The organism is Janthinobacterium sp. LPB2021202312-11-4, assembly GCF_037049705.1.
In the GTDB taxonomy this organism is placed as follows: Bacteria; Pseudomonadota; Gammaproteobacteria; order Pseudomonadales; family Pseudomonadaceae; genus Aquipseudomonas.
In genome coordinates, this window is record NZ_JBAGKV010000012.1 from 1 (window position 1) to 20593 (window position 20593).

At 60.2% G+C, this 20593-nt stretch carries 10 protein-coding genes; 9 read left to right on the forward strand and 1 reads right to left on the reverse strand.

Annotated elements, in window-relative coordinates:
* The coding region (locus V5E99_RS14545; RefSeq protein WP_499803047.1) for a retention module-containing protein at positions 1 to 7328 on the reverse strand (7328 nt) is incomplete at its 3' end.
* A gap of 359 nt (positions 7329 to 7687) precedes the next feature.
* Between V5E99_RS14545 and V5E99_RS14550 the strand changes: the two genes are divergently transcribed.
* The 9 genes from V5E99_RS14550 to V5E99_RS14590 all read left to right on the forward strand — a co-directional run bounded on the left by V5E99_RS14550 (position 7688) and on the right by V5E99_RS14590 (position 20542).
* A complete protein-coding gene (locus V5E99_RS14550) occupies positions 7688 to 9040 on the forward strand; it encodes a TolC family outer membrane protein (RefSeq protein WP_499803048.1) in 1353 nt (450 codons plus the stop codon).
* 42 nt (positions 9041 to 9082) lie between these two features.
* Positions 9083 to 11239, forward strand: coding sequence for a type I secretion system permease/ATPase (locus tag V5E99_RS14555; protein ID WP_499803049.1), 2157 nt, complete (start codon positions 9083 to 9085; stop codon positions 11237 to 11239).
* Entirely contained in the window at positions 11229 to 12596 is a 1368-nt protein-coding gene (locus V5E99_RS14560) for an HlyD family type I secretion periplasmic adaptor subunit (RefSeq protein ID WP_499803050.1), read from the forward strand. Before V5E99_RS14555 ends, V5E99_RS14560 begins: the two co-directional genes overlap by 11 nt.
* A 458-nt stretch (positions 12597 to 13054) precedes the next feature.
* Entirely contained in the window at positions 13055 to 15601 is a 2547-nt protein-coding gene (locus tag V5E99_RS14565; protein WP_499803051.1) for an EAL domain-containing protein, read from the forward strand.
* 187 nt (positions 15602 to 15788) lie between these two features.
* Positions 15789 to 16676, forward strand: a complete 888-nt coding sequence (locus V5E99_RS14570; RefSeq protein ID WP_499803052.1) for a TauD/TfdA dioxygenase family protein — start codon at positions 15789 to 15791, stop codon at positions 16674 to 16676.
* Between the two features lie 34 nt (positions 16677 to 16710).
* The gene (locus V5E99_RS14575; RefSeq protein WP_499803192.1) at positions 16711 to 17706 is read left to right on the forward strand and encodes an ABC transporter substrate-binding protein; all 996 of its coding nucleotides are present in this window, start codon (positions 16711 to 16713) and stop codon (positions 17704 to 17706) included.
* A 5-nt stretch (positions 17707 to 17711) separates the two neighbouring features.
* Positions 17712 to 18572, forward strand: coding sequence for an ABC transporter ATP-binding protein (locus V5E99_RS14580; protein WP_499803053.1), 861 nt, complete (start codon positions 17712 to 17714; stop codon positions 18570 to 18572).
* 20 nt (positions 18573 to 18592) lie between these two features.
* Entirely contained in the window at positions 18593 to 19459 is an 867-nt protein-coding gene (locus V5E99_RS14585) for an ABC transporter permease (RefSeq protein WP_499803054.1), read from the forward strand.
* 162 nt (positions 19460 to 19621) lie between these two features.
* Positions 19622 to 20542, forward strand: a complete 921-nt coding sequence (locus tag V5E99_RS14590; RefSeq protein WP_499803055.1) for a LysR family transcriptional regulator — start codon at positions 19622 to 19624, stop codon at positions 20540 to 20542.
* The last annotated feature ends 51 nt before the right edge of the window (positions 20543 to 20593 follow it).

Here is a 20593-nt window from a genome sequence, read left to right on the forward strand (position 1 = left end):
ACTTCAACTTTACCGGCGTCTTTGTAGACGTCGTCTTTCGGTGCATCAACGGTCACGGAGCCGCTGGTAGCGCCGGCGGCGATGGTGATCACGGCGCCGTTGGACAGGGTCACGGTCACCGGAGTGCCGGCCGCGTTGGTCAACGAAGCGGTGTAAACGATCGAACCACCTTCAGCCACAGTTTCCGTCGCGCTCAGGCTGAGGGTCGTGGTGTCGGTGGTGTCAGTAACGGTCGTTTTGGCCGGGTCGCCATTGATGTCCAGCTTCTCGTAGTTGCCGCCCTTGGCGTCGTCGATTTTGACGCTCAAAGAACCGCCGCCAGCCAGTGCATCGTTCGGCGCAACGAAGTTCACGGAACCGCTGCTGGCGCCAACCGGAATGGTGATGGTCTGGCCGTTGGACAGGGTTACCACCACTGGCGAATCGGTAACCGGAGCGGTAACAGACGCGGTGTAAACCACGGTCCCGCCTTCAGCCACGGTCGATGTTGCGGTCAGAGTGACGAGCGAGGTGTCGATGGTGTCGGTGACGTTGGTGACGGCTGGGGTCGGGTTGGTCGCCAGGTTCTCGAAGTTGCCACCGGTGGCATCTTTGACGGTCACTTCAACTTTGCCGGCGTCTTTGTAGACGTCGTCTTTCGGTGCATCGACGGTCACGGAACCGCTGGTAGCGCCGGCGGCGATGGTGATCACGGCGCCGTTCGACAAGGTCACGGTCACTGGAGTGCCTGCCGCGTTAGTCAGCGAAGCGGTGTAAACAATCGAACCGCCTTCAGCGACCGAATCGGTAGCGGACAGGCTCAGCGTGGTGGTGTCGGTGGTGTCAGTAACGGTCGTTTTGGCCGGGTCGCCATTGATGTCCAACTTCTCGTAGTTACCGCCCTTCGCATCATCAATCTTGACGCTCAAGGAACCGCCGCCGGCCAACGCATCGTTTGGCGCAACGAAGTTCACGGAGCCACTGCTCGCACCGACCGGAATAGTGATGGTCTGACCGTTGGACAGGGTCACGACCACTGGCGAATCGGTAACCGGAGCGGTGACGGACGCGGTGTAAACCACAGTCCCGCCTTCAGCCACAGTCGAGGTCGCGGTCAAGGTGACGAGCGAGGTGTCGATGGTGTCGGTGACGTTGGTCACGGCAGCGGTCGGATTGGTCGCCAGGGTTTCAAAATTGCCGCCGCTGGCGTCCTTGATGGTCGCTTCAACTTTTCCGGCATCTTTGTAAACGTCATCGGCCGGGGCCGCGACGGTCACTGTGCCGCTGGTGGCGCCGGCAGCGATGGTGATCACCGCGCCGTTCGACAGGGTCACGGTCACCGGAGTGCCGGCGGCGTTGGTCAGGGTCGCGGTGTAGACGATCGAGCCGCCCTCGGCCACGGTATCCGTCGCACTCAGGCTCAGGGTGGTGGTGTCCGGTGTGTCGCTGACAGCGGTATCCGCTGGTTTGCCGTCAACCGCCAGTTTTTCGTAGTTGCCGCCGGTGGCGCCGTCGATCTTCACGCTCAGGGACGTGCCGCCCGCCAGTGGGCTGTTCGGTGCGATGAAGTTTACGCTGCCGGAGCTTTCGCCGACCGGAATGGTGATGGTCTGGCCGTTGGACAGAGTCACAACCACTGGTGCGCCAGTCACCGGAGCGGTAACGGACGCGGTATAGACCACGGTTTCGCCTTCGGCGACGTTTGCGGTGGCCGTCAGCGATACGGTACTGGTGTCGATGGTGTCGTTAACGGTGGTGACCGCCGGAGTGTCACTGGTAACCAGGTTCTCGAAATTGCCACCGGTCGCGCCTTTGATGGTCGCTTCAACGGTACCGGCGTCTTTATAGACGTCGTCTTTCGGTGCATCGACGGTCACGGTGCCGGTGGTTTTGCCGGCATCGATGGTGATTACTGCGCCGTTGCTCAGGGTGACGGTGACTGGGGTGCCGGCCGCATTGGTCAGGTTCGCGGTGTAAACAATCGAACCACCTTCAGCCACCGAATCGGTAGCCGACAGGCTCAGCGTGGTGGTGTCGGTGGTGTCAGTAACGGTCGTTTTGGCTGGATCGCCATTGATGTCCAGCTTCTCGTAGTTACCGCCCTTCGCGTCGTCGATTTTGACGCTCAGGGAACCGCCGCCCGCCAAGGCATCGTTCGGCGCAACGAAGTTCACGGAACCGCTGCTCGCGCCAACCGGAATGGTGATGGTCTGGCCGTTGGACAGGGTTACAACCACTGGTGCATCGGTCACTGGCGCGCTCACCGAAGCGGTGTAGACGACAGTGCCGCCTTCAGCCACGGTCGAGGTCGCGGTCAGAGTGACGAGCGAGGTGTCGATGGTGTCGGTGACGTTGGTGACGGCTGGGGCCGGATTGGTCGCCAGGTCTTCGAAGTTGCCACCGGTGGCATCTTTGACGGTCACTTCAACTTTGCCGGCGTCTTTATAGACGTCGTCTTTCGGCGCATCGACGGTGACGGAACCGCTGGTGGCACCGGCGGCTATGGTGATTACTGCGCCGTTCGACAGGGTCACGGTCACCGGAGTGCCGGCCGCGTTGGTCAACGAAGCGGTGTAAACGATCGAACCACCTTCAGCCACAGTTTCCGTCGCGCTCAGGCTGAGGGTAGTCGTGTCGGTGGTGTCAGTAACGGTCGTTTTGGCTGGATCGCCATTGATGTCCAGCTTCTCGTAGTTGCCGCCCTTCGCATCATCAATCTTGACGCTCAGGGAACCGCCGCCCGCCAACGCATCGTTTGGCGCAACGAAGTTCACGGAGCCACTGCTCGCGCCGACCGGGATGGTGATGGTCTGGCCGTTGGACAGAGTCACAACCACTGGTGCATCAGTCACTGGTGCAGTAACCGAAGCGGTGTAGACGACAGTGCCGCCCTCAGCCACGGTCGAGGTCGCGGTCAGAGTGACGAGCGAGGTGTCGATGGTGTCGGTGACATTGGTGACGGCTGGCGCCGGGTTAGTGGCCAGGTCTTCGAAGTTGCCACCAGTCGCATCTTTGACGGTCACTTCAACTTTACCGGCGTCTTTGTAGACGTCGTCTTTCGGTGCGTCGACGGTCACGGAACCGCTGGTGGCGCCGGCGGCGATGGTGATTACTGCGCCGTTGCTCAGGGTGACGGTCACTGGAGTGCCGGCCGCGTTGGTCAGCGAAGCGGTGTAAACAATCGAACCACCCTCGGCGACCGAATCGGTAGCCGACAGGCTCAATGTAGTGGTGTCTGGCGTGTCAGTGACAGTGGTCGAAACCGGGGTCTTGTCGGCCACCAGGTTTTCGTAGTTGCCGCCGCTGACGTCGGTGATCGAGTTGGTCAGCGGTGCGTGACCGTTGAGCACATCGTTCGGTGCCTCGGCGTTAACGGTACCGCTGGTCTTGCCGATGTCGATGGTGATGGTCTGGCCATTAGCCAAAGTCACGGTCACTGGCGAACCGGTGACTGGAGCGCCCACCGAAGCGGTGTAAACAACCGTGCCGCCTTCAGCGACGCTGGTGGTCGCGGTCAGGGTGACGGTCGAGGTATCGATGGTGTCGGAGACGTTGGTGACCGCTGGCGCCGGGTTAGTGGCCAGGTTCTCGAAGTTGCCACCGGTGGCATCTTTGACGGTCACTTCAACTTTGCCGGCGTCTTTGTAAACGTCATCCGCCGGGGCCAGGACGGTGACGGTGCCGGTGGTTTTACCGGCATCGATGGTGATCACTGCGCCGTTGCTCAGGGTCACGGTCACTGGAGTGCCGGCCGCGTTGGTCAGGGTCGCGGTGTAGGTAATTTGACCACCTTCAGCCACGGAGTCAGTCGCGCTCAGGCTGAGGGTTGTAGTGTCCTGGGTGTCAGTAACCGAGGTTTCAGCCGGTTTACCGTCAATGTCCAGCTTCTCGTAGTTACCGCCCTTCGCATCATCAATCTTGACGCTCAGGGAACCGCCGCCGGCCAAGGCATCGTTCGGCGCAACGAAGTTCACGGAACCGCTGCTCGCGCCGACCGGGATGGTGATGGTCTGGCCGTTGGACAGGGTCACGACCACTGGCGAATCGGTAACCGGAGCGGTAACGGACGCGGTGTAAACCACGGTCCCGCCTTCAGCCACGGTCGAGGTCGCAGTCAGTGTGACGAGCGAAGTGTCGATGGTGTCGCTGACGTTGGTCACGGCCGCAGCCGGGTCAGTGACGAGGTTTTCGAAGTTGCCGCCGCTGGCGTCCTTGATGGTGGCTTCGACTTTACCGGCGTCTTTATAGACGTCATCCGCTGGAGCGGCGACGGTCACGGAACCGCTGGTGGCGCCGGCAGCGATGGTGATCACGGCGCCGTTGCTCAGGGTCACGGTCACCGGAGTGCCGGCGGCATTGGTCAGGTTCGCGGTGTAAACAATCGAGCCGCCTTCAGCGACATCAGGGGACGCCGACAGGCTCAGGCCCGTGGTGTCTTTCGAGTCGGTGATGGTGGTCAGTGCCGGCTCGGCGCTCGGGGTCAGTTGCTCGAAGTTGCCGCCGCTGGTGCCAGTGATCGTGGTGCTGACGGTGCTGCCATTGTTGTAGACGTCGTTCGGCGGGGTATCGACGGTGACGGTACCGGTGGTTTTGCCCGCTTCGATGGTAATGACCGAGCCATTGCTCAAGGTCACGGTCATCGGCATGCCGGCCGGGTTGGTCAGGGTCGCGGTGTAGGTGATCTGACCGCCTTCGACCACGGTGCCGGTAGCGGTGAGGCTCAGGCCGGTGTTGTCGATCGAATCGGTAATGGTGGTCACGGCTGGCGTTGGATTCGGCGCCAGGTTCTCGAAATTACCACCGGTTGCGCCGGTAATCGTGGTGCTGACGGTGCTGCCGTTTTGATAAACGTCATTGACCGGGGTATCGACGTTCACCGAGCCAGTAGTTTTCCCGGCTTCGATGGTGATAGTCGAACCGTTGGACAGGGTCACGGTTACCGGCGTCTGCGCCGGGTTGGTCAGAGTAGCGGTGTAAGTGATTTGGCCGCCTTCGGTCACAGTCGAGCCCGCTGTCAACGTGACAGTGGTGGTGTCGACCGAATCGGTAATAGTCGTGACCGCTGGCGCAGGATTCGGCGCCAGGTTCTCGAAATTACCACCGGTTGCGCCGGTAATCGTGGTGCTGACGGTGCTGCCGTTCTGATAAACGTCATTGACCGGGGTATCGACGTTCACCGAACCAGTGGTTTTCCCGGCTTCGATGGTGATAGTCGAACCGTTGGACAACGTCACGGTTACCGGCGTCTGAGCCGGGTTGGTCAACGTCGCGGTGTAAGTAATCTGACCGCCTTCGGTCACAGTCGAACCGGCTGTCAGCGTGACAGTAGTGGTATCAACCGAATCAGTAATTGTCGTGACCGCCGGAGCCGGATTCGGCGCCAGGTTCTCGAAATTGCCACCGGTTGCACCGGTAATCGTGGTGCTGACGGTGCTGCCGTTCTGATAAACGTCATTGACCGGGGTATCGACGTTCACCGAGCCAGTGGTTTTCCCGGCTTCAATAGTGATGGTCGAACCGTTGGACAACGTCACGGTTACCGGCGTCTGCGCTGGGTTGGTCAGGGTCGCGGTGTAAGTAATCTGCCCGCCTTCAGTCACGGTGGAGCCGGCTGTCAGCGTGACAGTGGTGGTGTCGACCGAATCGGTAATAGTCGTGACCGCCGGAGCCGGATTCGGCGCCAGGTTCTCGAAATTGCCACCGGTTGCACCGGTAATCGTAGTGCTAACGGTGCTGCCGTTCTGATAAACGTCATTGGCCGGGGTATCGACGTTCACCGAGCCAGTGGTTTTCCCGGCTTCGATGGTGATGGTCGAACCGTTGGACAACGTCACGGTTACCGGCGTTTGAGCCGGGTTGGTCAGGGTCGCGGTGTAGGTGATCTGACCGCCTTCAGTAACGGTGGAGCCCGCTGTCAGCGTGACAGTGGTGGTGTCGACCGAATCGGTAATAGTCGTGACCGCCGGAGCCGGATTCGGCGCCAGGTTCTCTAAATTGCCACCGGTTGCACCGGTAATCGTGGTGCTGACGGTGCTGCCGTTCTGATAAACGTCATTGACCGGGGTATCGACGTTCACCGAGCCAGTGGTTTTCCCGGCTTCAATAGTGATGGTCGAACCGTTGGACAGGGTCACGGTTACCGGCGTCTGCGCTGGGTTGGTCAGCGTAGCGGTGTAAGTGATTTGGCCGCCTTCGGTCACAGTCGAGCCCGCTGTCAACGTGACAGTGGTGGTGTCGATCGAATCGGTAATAGTCGTGACCGCCGGCGCTGGATTCGGCGCCAGGTTCTCGAAATTACCACCGGTTGCGCCGGTAATCGTGGTGCTGACAGTGCTGCCGTTCTGATAAACGTCATTGACCGGGGTATCGACGTTCACCGAGCCAGTGGTTTTACCGGCTTCGATGGTGATAGTCGAACCGTTGGACAGGGTCACGGTTACCGGCGTCTGAGCCGGGTTGGTCAGGGTCGCGGTGTAAGTAATCTGACCGCCTTCAGTCACGGTGCCGCCCGCTGTCAGCGTGACGGTCGTGGTGTCGATGGTGTCGGTGACTTGGGTCGTGGCTGGCGCGGTCGGTGGGGTGATTACGATACCGGCGCCGCCGGTGGTGCCAGTGACGGTGACGTCGATTTGGGTCGCGTCGTTATAAACAGTGTCGTTCGGCGCCAGCGGCACGTTGACGGTGCCGGTGGTCTGGCCGGCCTGAATCACGATCACCGAGCCGTTGGACAGGGTGATGGTCAGGTCGCTGGTCGGTGCCTGGGTCAGGGTCGCGGTGTAAACCAGCACGCCACCGGCTTCGGTGATGGTCGGCGTGGCGCTCAGGCTCAGGGTCGATGCCTGCACGATGTTGGCGTTGTTGGTGGTCTGGCCGCCGACGGTGTTCTGTGTGGCCAGCGCCGCAGAGCCAATGCCCGCCGTCGGGAAACCAATGGTCGGGTCTACCCGGCCAGCGGTTGCGTCCAATACGACGAAGCTGTGGCCGCCGCCGGCCGCACCGCCTGTGCCCGCAGCAGTCGGGCCTGCGGCGGTGGCTTCCAGGTCTTTGGTCGGGTCGGCGCCGGCCGCGATCGCTTGCTGCAGTTCTTCAACCGATGGCGCGGCTTGTGCGGTGGCTTCTGCCAGGTCGGTGCTGGAGTCCGGTGCGCTGCCACTCCATTGAGTGTCGCGGCCCAGGTCCAGGGTCCGGCCATCAGCCAGTTCGAGGGTGACGGCGCCAGCGGCACCGGTGTCTACCTGATCGCCGACAAACAGCCGGTCGCCTTCAACGAGTACGCGACGGACGCCCTCTGGGGACACCGCGAAAACTTGACCAACAATGCTTTTGACGATGGCAACAACACTGCTCATTGAAGACTCTCCGGGTGTCACGTTCAGTTGACTTCCATGGACCTGATGGCGAACTCGCCAAAGCAGTCTGGACGTACTTTGTAGAAATTTAGCGCATAAGCTTGACGCTAGGATTCGTCAATAATTTGGCTATATTCTTTCGCTATTAACTTTATGCCAAACTATTGACCTTCTGGGTGCCATCCTAAACAATCGCCCCAGTAATGTCACATTGATATTTAAGCGGCGACCTGTCCTAAAGCGTGTGATCCAGTTCCTGTTTTGAACTTTCCGACATACGGTCATTCCGGTCACCATCATCCGACGCAGCACCCACAATTGCTGTGATTCAAGACAAGAAGTCCTGGGATATTTCCAACATGCGTTCGTACCTGTTCAAGGCTTTACCCTTCGCCCTCGCCGCCAGTTTTGTCCAAGCACAATCCTTGCCGGAAGCCATGCAGCAGGCACTGGATGTCCATCCGGAAATCCAGGCCGCCGTTAATAGTCGATTGGCTGCGGATTATCAGTTAAAGGCCGCCAAAGGTGGATACCTGCCACGGGTCGATCTGCTCGGCGGTTATGGTCGTGAAGGCACCGATAACGTCACCACTCGGGCCGATACCGGTAGCAATCACTGGGAAACCCTGAACCGCAGCGAGTCAAGTTTGCGTCTGTCGCAAATGGTTTTTGACGGTTTTGCGACGTCCAGCGAAGTGGGGCGTCAACAAGCCACCGTTAACTCCCGCGCTTATTCCTTGCTGGGGACGTCGGAGCGCACCGCGCTGACCGTGGCCCAGGTTTATCTCGACGTGCTAACCCGCCGCGAATTCGTGCGCCTGGCCGACGAAAACCTGAAAAGCCACGAACGTATTTTCGACCAGATCAAACTGCGCACCTCGCGCGGTGTAGGCAGCGGCGCTGACCTTGATCAGGCCGAAGCGCGTATGGCCCAGGCCCGCAACAACCTGATCACCGAACAAACCAACCTGGCCGACGCCGAAACCAACTTCCTCAGTGCTGTGGGCCAAATGCCTGATCAGCTTGAGCGTCCTGCGCCGTTCCTGGCACTGTTGCCAGCCAACCTGAATGAAGCCCGTCAGCAGATGCTGGAAAACAGCCCGGTCCTGCGTTCGGCTGAATCCGATATCGCCGCCGCCGAAAAGCAGTACGAAGCCGCCAAGTCGACGTTTTACCCACGTTTCGACGCTGAACTGGGCCGCACCGCCGACAACGACCTCGACGGCCAGAACGGTCACAGCAACGAATGGCAAGCCATGCTGCGCATGCGTTTCAACCTGTTTGCCGGTGGCAGCAACAAGGCTGACCTGGAATCCAAGTCCTACCTGTCCACTCAGGCGCTGGATATCCGCAACAACGCCCTGCGCGTATTGAACGAAGAGCTGGGCCTGGCCTGGAACGCCCTCAATAACGCCAACGCCCAAGTGCCGATCGCCCAGCAATATGTCGATCACAGCACCGCAGTGCGCACGGCTTATCAAAAGCAGTTCAGCCTCGGTCAGCGGACCCTGCTCGACTTGCTCGACAGTGAAAACGAACTGTTCACGGCGTCCCGTCGTTTGGCGGACATTAAAAACACTCAGTTATTTACTCAATACCGAATCAAGGCGACCATGGGCGAGTTGCTCAAGAGCCAGGGAGTGGTCGCACCGTTGGCATCCGTTGTGCAAAACGACGTGAAGCCAAAGGTCCAACTGCCCGGTATGAACTGAGCAGGACCTTTATCGTTCAATTGTTAGCCAAGAGTGCCGAGCGTGGAATCAGAAGTCAGTCGAGTTCATCTCATTCATGATCCGCGCGCGCTGCACGACGATCCGTTACTGGATGGTCTGCTAGCCCTGTGCACGCTGCACCAGAAACCGGCCAGCGCGGCAATGCTGACCACCGGCCTGCCGCTGCCCAAGCAGCGGCTGAGCGTCGAGTTGCTGCCCCGCGCCGCCGCTCGCGCCGGTCTGCAGGGCCGGGTGCTGCAACGCAAGCTGGAAGATATTCCGGCGATTGCGATGCCGGCGCTGTTGCTGCTCAAGGACGGTCGCAGTGCGGTCCTGGTGGGCTGGCAAGGTGAAGACCAGGCCCGTGTGCTGCTCAGCGAAACCGATGGCGGCGAAAGCGTTGTCAGCCGTGAACTGCTGGCCGACGACTACATCGGCAAAGTCTTCTTCGCTCAACCCCAGCATAAATTCGATGTGAATCACGGCACGCTCATTCCGCGTGCGCGTTCGTGGTTCCGCGACACCCTCAAGCGTTCGCGCTGGCTGTACGCCGACGCCATCGCCGCCAGTTTCCTGATCAACATCATCGCCATGGCCGCGCCGTTGTTCGTGATGAACGTCTACGACCGCGTCGTGCCGAACCAGGCGGAATCGACCCTGTGGGTGCTGGCGATCGGCATCACTGGCGCCTACCTGTTCGACCTGATCCTCAAGAGCCTGCGCAGCCTCTGCCTGGACCTGGCCGGCAAGAAAACCGACCTGATCATCTCGGCGACGCTGTTCGAGCGCATCGTCGGCATGGCCATGAAGTACCGCCCGGCCCGGGTCGGCAGCTTCGCCCAGAACATCCACGAGTTTCAGAGCCTGCGGGACTTCCTCGCGTCGCTGACCCTCACCAGCCTGATCGATTTGCCGTTTACCCTGCTGATCTTCCTGGTCATCGCCATTCTCGGCGGGCACCTGGTGTGGATTCCAGTGATGGCGTTCCCGATTGCCCTGCTGATTGGCTACGCCTTGCAGAAGCCGTTGGTCGCGACCATGGAGCGGACCATGGCCCTCGGCGCCGAGCGCCAGTCGAGCCTGATCGAAACCCTTGCCGGCCTCGATGCGGTGAAGGTCAACAACGCCGAAAGCGAACGCCAATACCAGTGGGAACAGACCATCGGCACCCTCAGCCGCCTCGAGCTGCGAGTGAAAATGCTCTCCGGCCTGGCGATGAACATCACCCTGCTGATCCAGCAACTGGCCGGGGTGATCATGATCGTCTTCGGCGTGTACCAGATCATCGACGGTCACCTGAGCATGGGCGGCCTGATTGCCTGCTACATGCTCAGTGGCCGTGCCCTCAGCCCGTTGGCCTCACTGTCCGGCCTGCTGACCCGTTACCAGCAAGCGCGGGTGACCATGACCTCGGTCGATCAGATGATGGAGCTGCCCCAGGAGCGCAATTTCGAAGAGCGTCCACTGAGCCGCAAGGTGCTGCAAGGCGCCATTGAATGCCGTCAGCTGAACTTCACCTACCCGAATCAGCAAAACGCCGCGCTGAAGAACATCAACCTGATCATCAAGCCCGGCGAAAAAATCGGCATCATCGGTCGCAGCGGCTCGGGCAAAAGCTCCCTGGCCAAACTGCTGGTGGGTCTGTATCAGCCGGACGACGGTGCCTTGCTGGTGGATGGCGTTGATATCCGCCAGATAGACGTCAGCGAATTGCGCCACAACATCGGCTACGTGCCCCAGGACATTCAATTGCTCGCCGGGACCCTGCGCGACAACCTGGTGTCCGGTGCGCGTTATGTCGAAGACGAGCTTGTTCTGCAGGCGGCCGAACTGGCCGGCGTGCACGAGTTCGCCCGTCTGCACCCGCAAGGTTATGAACTGCAAGTCGGCGAGCGTGGGCAGAACCTGTCCGGTGGCCAGCGCCAGAACGTGGCCCTGGCCCGTGCGCTGCTGCTCAACCCGCCGATCCTGCTGCTCGACGAACCGACCAGCGCCATGGACAACACCGGCGAAGAACGCCTCAAGCAACGCCTGGCAGCGGTGATTGAAGATAAAACCGTGGTGCTGGTGACGCACCGTGCGTCGTTGCTGTCGCTGGTGGATCGCCTGCTGGTGATCGACCGTGGACAAATTCTTGCCGATGGCCCGAAAGCCGTTGTGATGGAAGCGTTGAAGAAGGGGCAGATCAGTGTTGCTTAAGTCGGGTTTCAAGGACTCTATCCGCCGCTACTTCAAAGGCTCCGCCTCGCTGAAAGGCCAGCCGTTGCCGGAAGTGAACAAAGCGCTGATCGAAGATGCACCGCGTGTGGTGCGGCTGACCATTTGGGCGATCATCGGCTTCTTCGTGTTCCTGATGCTGTGGGCCAACTTCGCCGTCATCGACGAAGTGACCAAGGGCGACGGTAAGGCGATCCCATCGTCCAAGATCCAGAAAATCCAGAACCTTGAGGGCGGTATCGTCTCCGAGCTGTACGTCAAGGAAGGGCAGATCGTCGAGGCCGGCGCGCCGCTGATTCGTCTGGACGACACCCGGTTTGCTTCCAACGTCGGCGAAACCGAGGCTGATCGTCTGTCGATGCTGCTGCGCGTCGAGCGCTTGAGTGCCGAGGTCGATGACCGTCCGCTGAATTTTCCCGCCGATGTGCTCAAGGCTGTGCCGAATCAGGCCCGCAGCGAAGAGTCGCTGTACACCAGCCGTCGTCAGCAGTTGCACGACGAGATCGGCGGTTTGCAGGAGCAGTTGATCCAGCGTCAGCAAGAGCTGCGCGAGTTCACCTCCAAGCAGGCGCAGTACCGCAGTGGCCTGGCGTTGCAACGCCAGGAAATCAACATGTCCGAGCCGCTGGTGGCCCAGGGCGCGGTGTCGCCGGTTGAAGTGCTGCGACTCAAACGCGCCGAAGTGGAAACCCGTGGGCAACTGGACGCGACCACCCTGGCGATCCCCCGCGCCGAATCGGCGATCAAGGAAGTGCAGCGCAAGATCGATGAGACCCGGGGTAAATTCCGCAGCGAAGCCCTGACCCAACTCAACGAAGCCCGCACCGACCTGAACAAGGCCCAGGCCACCGGCAAGGCGCTGGAAGACCGGGTCAGCCGCACGCTCGTCACCTCGCCGGTGCGGGGCATCGTCAACAAGTTGCTGGTGAACACCATCGGTGGCGTGATTCAGCCGGGCGTTGACCTGGTGGAAATCGTGCCGCTGGACGACACCTTGCTGGTGGAAGCCAAAGTCCGCCCGCAAGACATCGCCTTCCTGCACCCGGGCCAAGAGGCAACGGTGAAATTCACCGCGTACGACTACACCATTTATGGTGGCCTCAAAGCCAAGCTTGAGCAGATCGGCGCCGACACCATCACCGATGAAGACAAGAAAACCACCTACTACATCATCAAGCTGCGTACCGATCGCAGCCACCTCGGCACCGATGAAAAGCCGTTGCTGATCATCCCGGGGATGGTGGCGTCGGTGGACATCATCACCGGCAAGAAGACCATTCTCAGCTACTTGCTCAAGCCGATTATCCGGGCGCGGGCCGAGGCGCTGCACGAGCGGTAGTCTTCGGCCTGGGCTGGTGGCCTCTTCGCGGGCAAGCCTCGCTCCTACAAGGGATTGCTGTTGTTCGCCGATGTGTGAACGCCACAAAACCTGTAGGAGCGAGGCTTGCCCGCGAAGGCGGCCTCAAGTACACCACTAGTCAAAACACCTATCAGTCTTCAACGTTTCCATTGATTTGAATCAAGCAGGCAGAGGCCCAGTAGCGGCATATTGATATCGGTATAAAACCAATATTTCTCCTGATAAAGAGACATGCCCGCATGCAGATTTTTCAATTGTCTCCGCAGAGCCCTTCTGCACGCTTCAAATTATTCGGCGGGTTATTCCGACTCCGTTTCTGACCTTCATTACGATTGACTCGACCGCATCCGGATGCCGGCTGGGTTTGCCTCGCCGAGCGTCCGGTATTTGGGAAGGAACCCAGTCCCTCACCGTTTTCCCATCAGTAGATCAGCGCCATGCCGAACCGTAAGGATCTTTCGCAAGTCTTCATCCAGACCCTGGAGCAAAGCGTTGACAGCGTTGTGGTCATCGACAGTCAAAACCGGGTCATTCTGTTTAATGAAGCCTCGGAAAAGCTCTGGGGATACGGCAGTGCCGAGGTCTTGGGGCGCAATGTCGAAAAACCGGTGCCGAAACTGATTCGCCCCCTGCACGACAGTTATATCGAAGCGAACCGCAGCACCGGCATCAATAAAATCGTCGGGACCAGTCGCGATGTGTTGATCGAGTGCAAGGACGGCAGTCGGCGATGGGGGTCGATGTCCATTTCCAGGATCGACGCCGAAGGGCAGATCCTCTACGCCGCGTTTATCAAAGACATCACCCGGCAACATGAAGAACAGCGTCGGCTGTATCTGTTGTCGTTGGTGGTCGACACCACCGAGAACGCGATCATTATCACTGACGCGTCCTGGGCGATTATTTACGTCAACGACGGCTTCACCCAGATGTTCGGATACAGCGCGCAAGAGGTCGTCAACAAAACCCCGATCGACGTGTTGGCGCCGTACTTCGAGCGTTCGCGCATCGCCGCGATCCACCGTCAGCTCGCCAAGAGTGAGGCCTACCACGGGCAGGAATTCGGTTATGACCGTGGTGGCCAGCGTGTCTGGTGCAACGTCACCACCTACCCGGTCCACGACGCCCACGGCAATCTGACCAACACCGTGAGTGTGATGGTCGACGTGACCCACACACGCATGCATGAAGTGCTGCGACACAAGATGCTGGAGGCGATGGTTCGCGAAGAGTCACTGCAAACCCTGATGAACCTGGCGTGTGTGGAAGTGCAGCGCATCGCACCGGACGTGATTGCCACGGTGTTGCAGGTCGATGGCAAAGGGTTGCTGCACACCTTGGCGGCCCCCGGCCTGCCGTCGTCTTATTCCCGGGCGCTGGATGGCACGCCAATCGGTCCCGAGTCCGGCTCCTGCGGGGCGGCGGCGTTCCGTGGCGAATCAGTCATGGTCAGTGACATCGCCACTCACCCGTTCTGGGATGGATTTCGTGATCTGGCATTGCCGATCGGTATGAAGGCCTGTTGGTCAACGCCGATAAAATCCAGCGACGGGCGAGTGCTGGGGACGTTTGCGTTTTATTACCGTGAATGCCGCGAGCCGAGTCCGCTGCACCATTTGCTGGTCAATGCGTGCATTCATTTGTGCGCTTTGGCACTGGAGCGGGAGGAGTCGCGCCTGCACATTCGCCAATTGGCGTTCTATGACGACCTGACCGGGTTGGCCAATCGCAATTTGCTGCATGCCCGGGCGGAACAGGCCATCGCCCAAGCCTCTCGCCATCAATCGAGCCTGGCGGTGGTGTTTATCGATCTGGATCGGTTCAAACAGGTCAACGACTCCCTCGGCCATCCAGCCGGGGATGAGTTCTTGCGCATCATTGCCAATCGATTGTCCGAACGTCGTCGGGAAAGCGATATCGTCAGCCGGCTATCGGGCGATGAGTTCGTTCTGGTCCTGCCGCAGTGCACGTTGGCGCATGCCACCGATTTGATTGAACAGTTGCGAGGGCATTTGAGCGCTCCGTGCCAGATCTCGGGCGTGACGCTCAAGCCGTCGGTGAGTATCGGCGTCAGCCTGTTCCCGGATGACGGTCGGACGATGGAAGTGTTGTTGCACCGTGCCGATATGGCGATGTATCAGGCCAAAACCAGTGGTCGTGGGCGGGTCTGTTTCTTCAGTGACGGTCTGGACCAATTGGCGCAAGGGCGTTTACGCCTGGAAGCGGCATTGCGTGAAGCCATTGATGGCGAAGCCCTGCATTTGGTTTATCAGCCGCAGATCGACCTTGGCGAATCCGTGCTGTATGGCATTGAGGCCCTGGCGCGGTGGACGCATCCGCAATTGGGCGAAGTCTCGCCCACGTGTTTTATTCCGCTGGCGGAAGAGTGCGGCTTGATCGGTGAGTTCGGTTTATGGGCGTTGCGTGAGGCCTGCGGTCAACTGGCGAGCTGGCGGCGACAAGGGCTGCGGGTTCCGACCGTCTCGGTGAACATGTCGCCGACCAATTTCCATAATCGCAACCTGTCCAGCATCATCGCCAGGACCCTTGAACAGCATGGTTTGCAGGCAAAAGACCTGACGCTGGAGATTACCGAAAGTGTGCTGATGGACACCAACCCCGACACCTTGACCACGATTGAAGAGGTTCACGCACTTGGGGTCAGCCTGGCGATGGATGATTTCGGCACGGGCTATTCCAGCCTGAGTTATTTGCGGCGGATGCCGATCCAGGAGCTCAAGCTCGATCGCAGCTTTGTGCATGACCTGGAAAACGACGCCACCAGCCAGGCATTGAGCGAGGCGGTCATTCGCATCGGCGAAAGCCTGCATTTAAGGGTGGTGGCCGAGGGGATCGAGACCCTGGAGCAACAGCGCATTCTGCTCGATCAGGGTTACCGGATCGCTCAGGGATTCCTGATTTCCAGGCCCTTGGCGGCGGAGGATCTGGGTCATTGGCTGGAAAAACGCTACGCGTTCGGCTGAACGCATTGAAAGCCATATCGTTATTCGCTAACGGTATTTAAATTTCGATTCTTATACCTATAAAGTCACTTCCCTGCGTACCTGCCGACCAATCGGCGCGCCGCACGACACGAACCAACACGGGACCTCCGTGAGTTTCTGATCGACGCGCGCGCCCTTGAGCGTGCCGTGCGTGGGAGTGATTTAAATGTCAGCCGTTTCGACTTCTCAAAGCATCGCACCGCAAATTTTTGATATCCGCCCGTTCAGCGGCGCCGTCGGTGCCGAAATCATTGGCTTGGACCTGTCCCGACCGGTCAATGACCAGGACTTCGCGCGTATTCACCGCGCCCACCTGGATCATCACGTGGTGGTGTTCCGCGACCAGCGCATTACCCCCGAGCAGCAAATCGACTTCAGCCGCCGTTTCGGCGTGTTGCAGATTCATGTGCTCAAGCAATTCCTGCTGGCCGGCCACCCGGAAATCCTCATTGTTTCCAATATCATCGACAACGGCGTGTCCGTGGGCCTCGGTGACGCCGGCAAATTCTGGCACTCCGACCTCTCCTACAAAGAATTGCCAAGCCTGGGCTCGATGCTGCACGCCCAGGAACTGCCGTCCGAGGGCGGTGACACCCTGTTCGCCGACATGCACAAAGCCTGGGACGGTTTGCCCGACGCGCTGCGTAAAGCCGTTGAAGGGCGCTCGGCCGCGCATTCCTACACGGCGCGCTACAGCGAAACCAAATTCGAAGGCAACTGGCGCCCGACCCTGACCCCCGAGCAACTGGCTCAGGTGGCGGAAGTCGTGCACCCGATCGTGCGCACTCACCCGGAAAACGGTCGCAAGGCGTTGTTCGTCAGCGAAGGCTTCACCACACGCATCGTCGGTTTGCCGGAGGACGAGAGCAAACAACTGCTCGACGAGCTCTACGCCCACAGCGTGTTGCCGCAGAACATCTACCGCCATCAGTGGCAGCCCCATGACCTGGTGTTCTGGGACAACCGCTCGCTGATTCACCTTGCCGCCGGTTGCCCAAGCTACCTGCGCCGCAAGCTGTATCGCACCACCATCCAGGGCGACGCGCCTTTCTGATTTGCCGGAGATCCATCATGTCCAAACGTCTTCCATTTGCGCCGTTGGCCTGGGTTTCAGCCTGATCGCCGGCAGCCTGGTGGCGCCCACCGTGGCCCACGCCGAAGGTGAAATCCGCATCGCCGAGCAGTTCGGCATTGTTTATCTGTTGCTTAACGTGGTGCGCGATCAGAACCTGATCGAGAAGTACGGCAAGCAGGAAGGCATCGACATCAAGGTTGACTGGACCCAGCTCTCGGGCGGTGCGGCGGTCAACGATGCGTTGCTTTCCGGTTCCATCGACATTGCCGGTGCCGGGGTCGGCCCGCTGCTGACCATTTGGGACCGCACCCATGGCAAGCAAAACGTCAAAGCCGTGGCCTCCCTGGGTAACTTTCCGTACTACCTGCTGAGCAACAATCCGAACGTCAAAACCATCGCCGATTTCACCGAAAAGGACCGCATCGCGGTGCCGGCGGTCGGGGTTTCGGTGCAGTCGCGGTTCTTGCAATACGCGGCGGCCAAGCAGTGGGGCGACAAGGAATTCAATCGCCTCGACAAGTACACCGTCGCCGTTCCGCATCCCGATGCCACCGCTGCGTTGATCGCGGGCGGCACCGAGTTGTCCGGGCACTTCTCCAACCCGCCGTTCCAGGATCAGGCGTTGGAAAACCCCAACGTGCACGTGGTGCTGAACACCTACGACCTGCTCGGCCCGAACTCGCCAACAGTGCTGTTTGCCACCGAGAAATTCCGCGACGAGAACCCGAAAACCTACAAGGCCTTCGTTGAAGCCCTGACCGAAGCCGCCGAGTTCGCCCAAAACGACAAGGGCGCGGCGGCCGACACTTACATCCGCGTGACCAAAGCGAAAATCGACCGCGCGGCGCTGCTGAAAATCATCGATAACCCGCAGTTCGAATTCAGCGTCACGCCGAAAAACACTTACCCGTTGGCCGAATTTCTCTACCGCGTCGGCGCGATCAAAAACAAACCGGATTCGTGGAAGGACTACTTCTTCCAGGACGCCAAACCGCTGCAAGGGAGCTGATCGACATGAACGCCCCTTTGCAAGGCCACACGGCCAGCAACCCGACCTCGGCAGCCCAGGCGTTGCTGTCGGTCGACAACGTCAGCCTCGAATACCGCACACCGCAACGGGTGGTTCGAGCCACCCATCAAGTCAGTTTCGAGATCGATCCGGCGGACCGTTTTGTGTTGCTCGGTCCCTCCGGGTGCGGCAAATCGACGTTGCTCAAAGCGGTGGCCGGGTTTATCCAGCCGTGTGAGGGCGAGATTCGCCTTCAGGGCCAGACCGTGCACGCGCCGGGCCCGGACCGGATCGTGGTGTTCCAGGAATTCGATCAACTGCCGCCGTGGAAAACCGTCAAACAGAACGTGATGTTCCCGCTGCTGGCGTCGAAAACCCTCAAGCGTAAAGAAGCCGAGGAGCGGGCGCTGCACTATCTGGACAAGGTCGGGCTGGCGGCGTTTGCCGATGCCTACCCGCACATCTTGTCCGGCGGTATGAAGGCGCGGGTGGCGATTGCCCGGGCCTTGGCCATGCAGCCGAAAATCCTGCTGATGGACGAACCCTTCGCCGCCCTCGACGCCCTGACCCGGCGCAAGATGCAGGAAGAGTTGCTGCTGCTCTGGGAAGAGGTGCGCTTCACGCTGCTGTTTGTCACGCACTCCATCGAAGAGGCGCTGGTGGTGGGCAATCGCATCCTGCTGCTGTCGCCCCATCCGGGGCGGGTGCGGGCGGAAGTCCACAGCCATCAATACGACTTGCATAGCCTCGGTGGCGTAGCGTTCCAGGAATCGGCGCGGCGGATTCATCGGTTGTTGTTCGATGAAGGTCAGTCCCCGGAAAGCGAACGCGAGCTGGATTTTTCCGACATTCGCATCGCTTATTGAGCCATTGAGAGGGTTGCCCGATGAGCCAGTTATCATCTGCGCGTCAAGAGTTCGAAACCGTTTTACAGCCCCTGACCAGCGTACCGCTGGAGCGGGAATTACCCCTCGGTCAGCGCTTGTGGCAACAGGGCTGGATTCGTAAAAGCCTGATCCTGATTTTGCTTGCGGTGCTCTGGGAAGTGGTTGCCCGCCTCCAGAACAACGACCTGCTGCTGCCAAGTTTTCTGCAAACCAGCAGCGCGCTGTACGACGGTTTGCTCAGCGGCGAATTGCTGAGCAAGGTGTGGATTTCCCTGGTCGTGTTGCTCAAGGGTTACCTGATCGGCATCGTCCTGGCGTTTGCCCTGACCACCCTGGCGGTCTCGACGCAGTTCGGGCGTGATCTGCTGAGCACGCTGACCTCGATGTTCAACCCGCTGCCGGCGATCGCGTTATTGCCGCTGGCGCTGCTGTGGTTTGGCCTGGGGCAGAACAGCCTGATTTTCGTGCTGGTGCATTCGGTGCTCTGGGCCTTGGCGCTTAACACGTACGCCGGGTTTCTCGGTGTCTCGGAAACCCTGCGCATGGCCGGGCGTAACTATGGCCTCAAGGGCATGCGTTTCGTGTTGTTTATCCTGATCCCGGCGGCGTTGCCGTCGATTCTGGCCGGATTGAAAATCGGCTGGGCCTTCGCCTGGCGCACGCTGATCGCGGCGGAACTGGTGTTCGGCGCCACCAGCGGCAAGGGCGGGTTGGGTTGGTACATTTTTCAGAACCGTAATGAGCTGTACACCGACAAGGTGTTTGCCGGGTTGGCGGTGGTGATTTTGATCGGGTTGCTGGTGGAGAACCTGGTGTTCGACACCCTGGAGCGAGTGACGGTGAAGCGCTGGGGCATGCAGCGCTAAAACGCCACACCCCGTAGGAGCAAAGCTTGCTCGCGATGGGGACGCCGCGGTGTCTCAGGCAGACGGAGTTATCGTTCTTCGCGAGCAAGCTTTGCTCCTACGGGGCGGGTTCGCTGCTAGCATTGCGTCTGAGTCAATCCTGATCAACCATGAGTGCTTCCCATGCAGCTCCCGGACATGAACCTGTTGGTCGCCCTCGACGCCTTGCTCGACGAGGGCAGTGTAGTGGGCGCCGCGCGGCGGATGAACCTCAGCCCGGCGGCCATGAGCCGGACCCTGACCCGCATTCGCGAAGCCATTGGCGACCCGATCCTGGTGCGCGCCGGTCGAGGACTGGTGCCAACCCCCAAGGCATTAGCGCTGCGCGAACAGGTGCGGGACGTGGTGGAGCAGGCCGCGCTGCTGTTCCGTTCGGCCGATGAGGTGGAATTGGGCACCTTGCGCCGTCGCTTCAGCATTCGCGCCAATGACTTTTTCGTCGGCGTCTACGGCGGCAAGCTGTTCGACACCCTGGAGCGCCAAGCCCCGCATTGCGAGCTGCGCTTTGTCCCGGAGGGCGACGGCGACGATGAGGCGCTGCGCGAAGGGCGGATCGACCTGAACATCAGCAACAATCGCCCGGTGATGCCGGAAGTGAAGGTCCAGAACCTGTTTTCCACCCACTTCGTCGGCCTTGCGCGCAAAGATCATCCGCTGTTCGACGAGGAAATCACCGCCGAGCGCTACGCCGGGTTTGCCCATATCAGCATGTCTCGGCGCGGGATTGCTCGCGGGCCGATCGACACTGCGCTCAATGCCTTGGGGCTGGAGCGGCGGGTGGCGGTGATTGCGCCGAGTTTTCATGCGGCGATGTTTGCCCTGCCCGATTCCGATCTGCTGCTGCCGGTGCCGAAAGAAGCGCTGCTGAGCGTACGGCGTCTGGGCCTGAAGCTGCGCTCGTTTACCCTGCCGATTCCTTTGCCGACACTGATGCTGACTCAGGCCTGGCATCCTCGCTACGACAACGACCCGGCCCACCGCTGGATGCGTGAAACCCTCAAAGCCTGCTGCGATGAAACCTGGTTGGCGGCGCAACCGGTTTGAAGATCAAAAGATCGCAGCCTTCGGCAGCTCCTACAGGTGGACACAAAACTC

What these genes read in the sequence shown, in the direction of transcription:
- V5E99_RS14550 (WP_499803048.1), top strand. Translation starts at nt 7,688, where the DNA reads ATGCGTTCGTACCTGTTCAAGGCTTTACCCTTCGCCCTCGCCGCCAGT.
- V5E99_RS14565 (WP_499803051.1), top strand. Translation starts at nt 13,055, where the DNA reads ATGCCGAACCGTAAGGATCTTTCGCAAGTCTTCATCCAGACCCTGGAG.
- V5E99_RS14570 (WP_499803052.1), top strand. Translation starts at nt 15,789, where the DNA reads ATGTCAGCCGTTTCGACTTCTCAAAGCATCGCACCGCAAATTTTTGAT.
- V5E99_RS14580 (WP_499803053.1), top strand. Translation starts at nt 17,712, where the DNA reads ATGAACGCCCCTTTGCAAGGCCACACGGCCAGCAACCCGACCTCGGCA.
- V5E99_RS14585 (WP_499803054.1), top strand. Translation starts at nt 18,593, where the DNA reads ATGAGCCAGTTATCATCTGCGCGTCAAGAGTTCGAAACCGTTTTACAG.
- V5E99_RS14590 (WP_499803055.1), top strand. Translation starts at nt 19,622, where the DNA reads ATGCAGCTCCCGGACATGAACCTGTTGGTCGCCCTCGACGCCTTGCTC.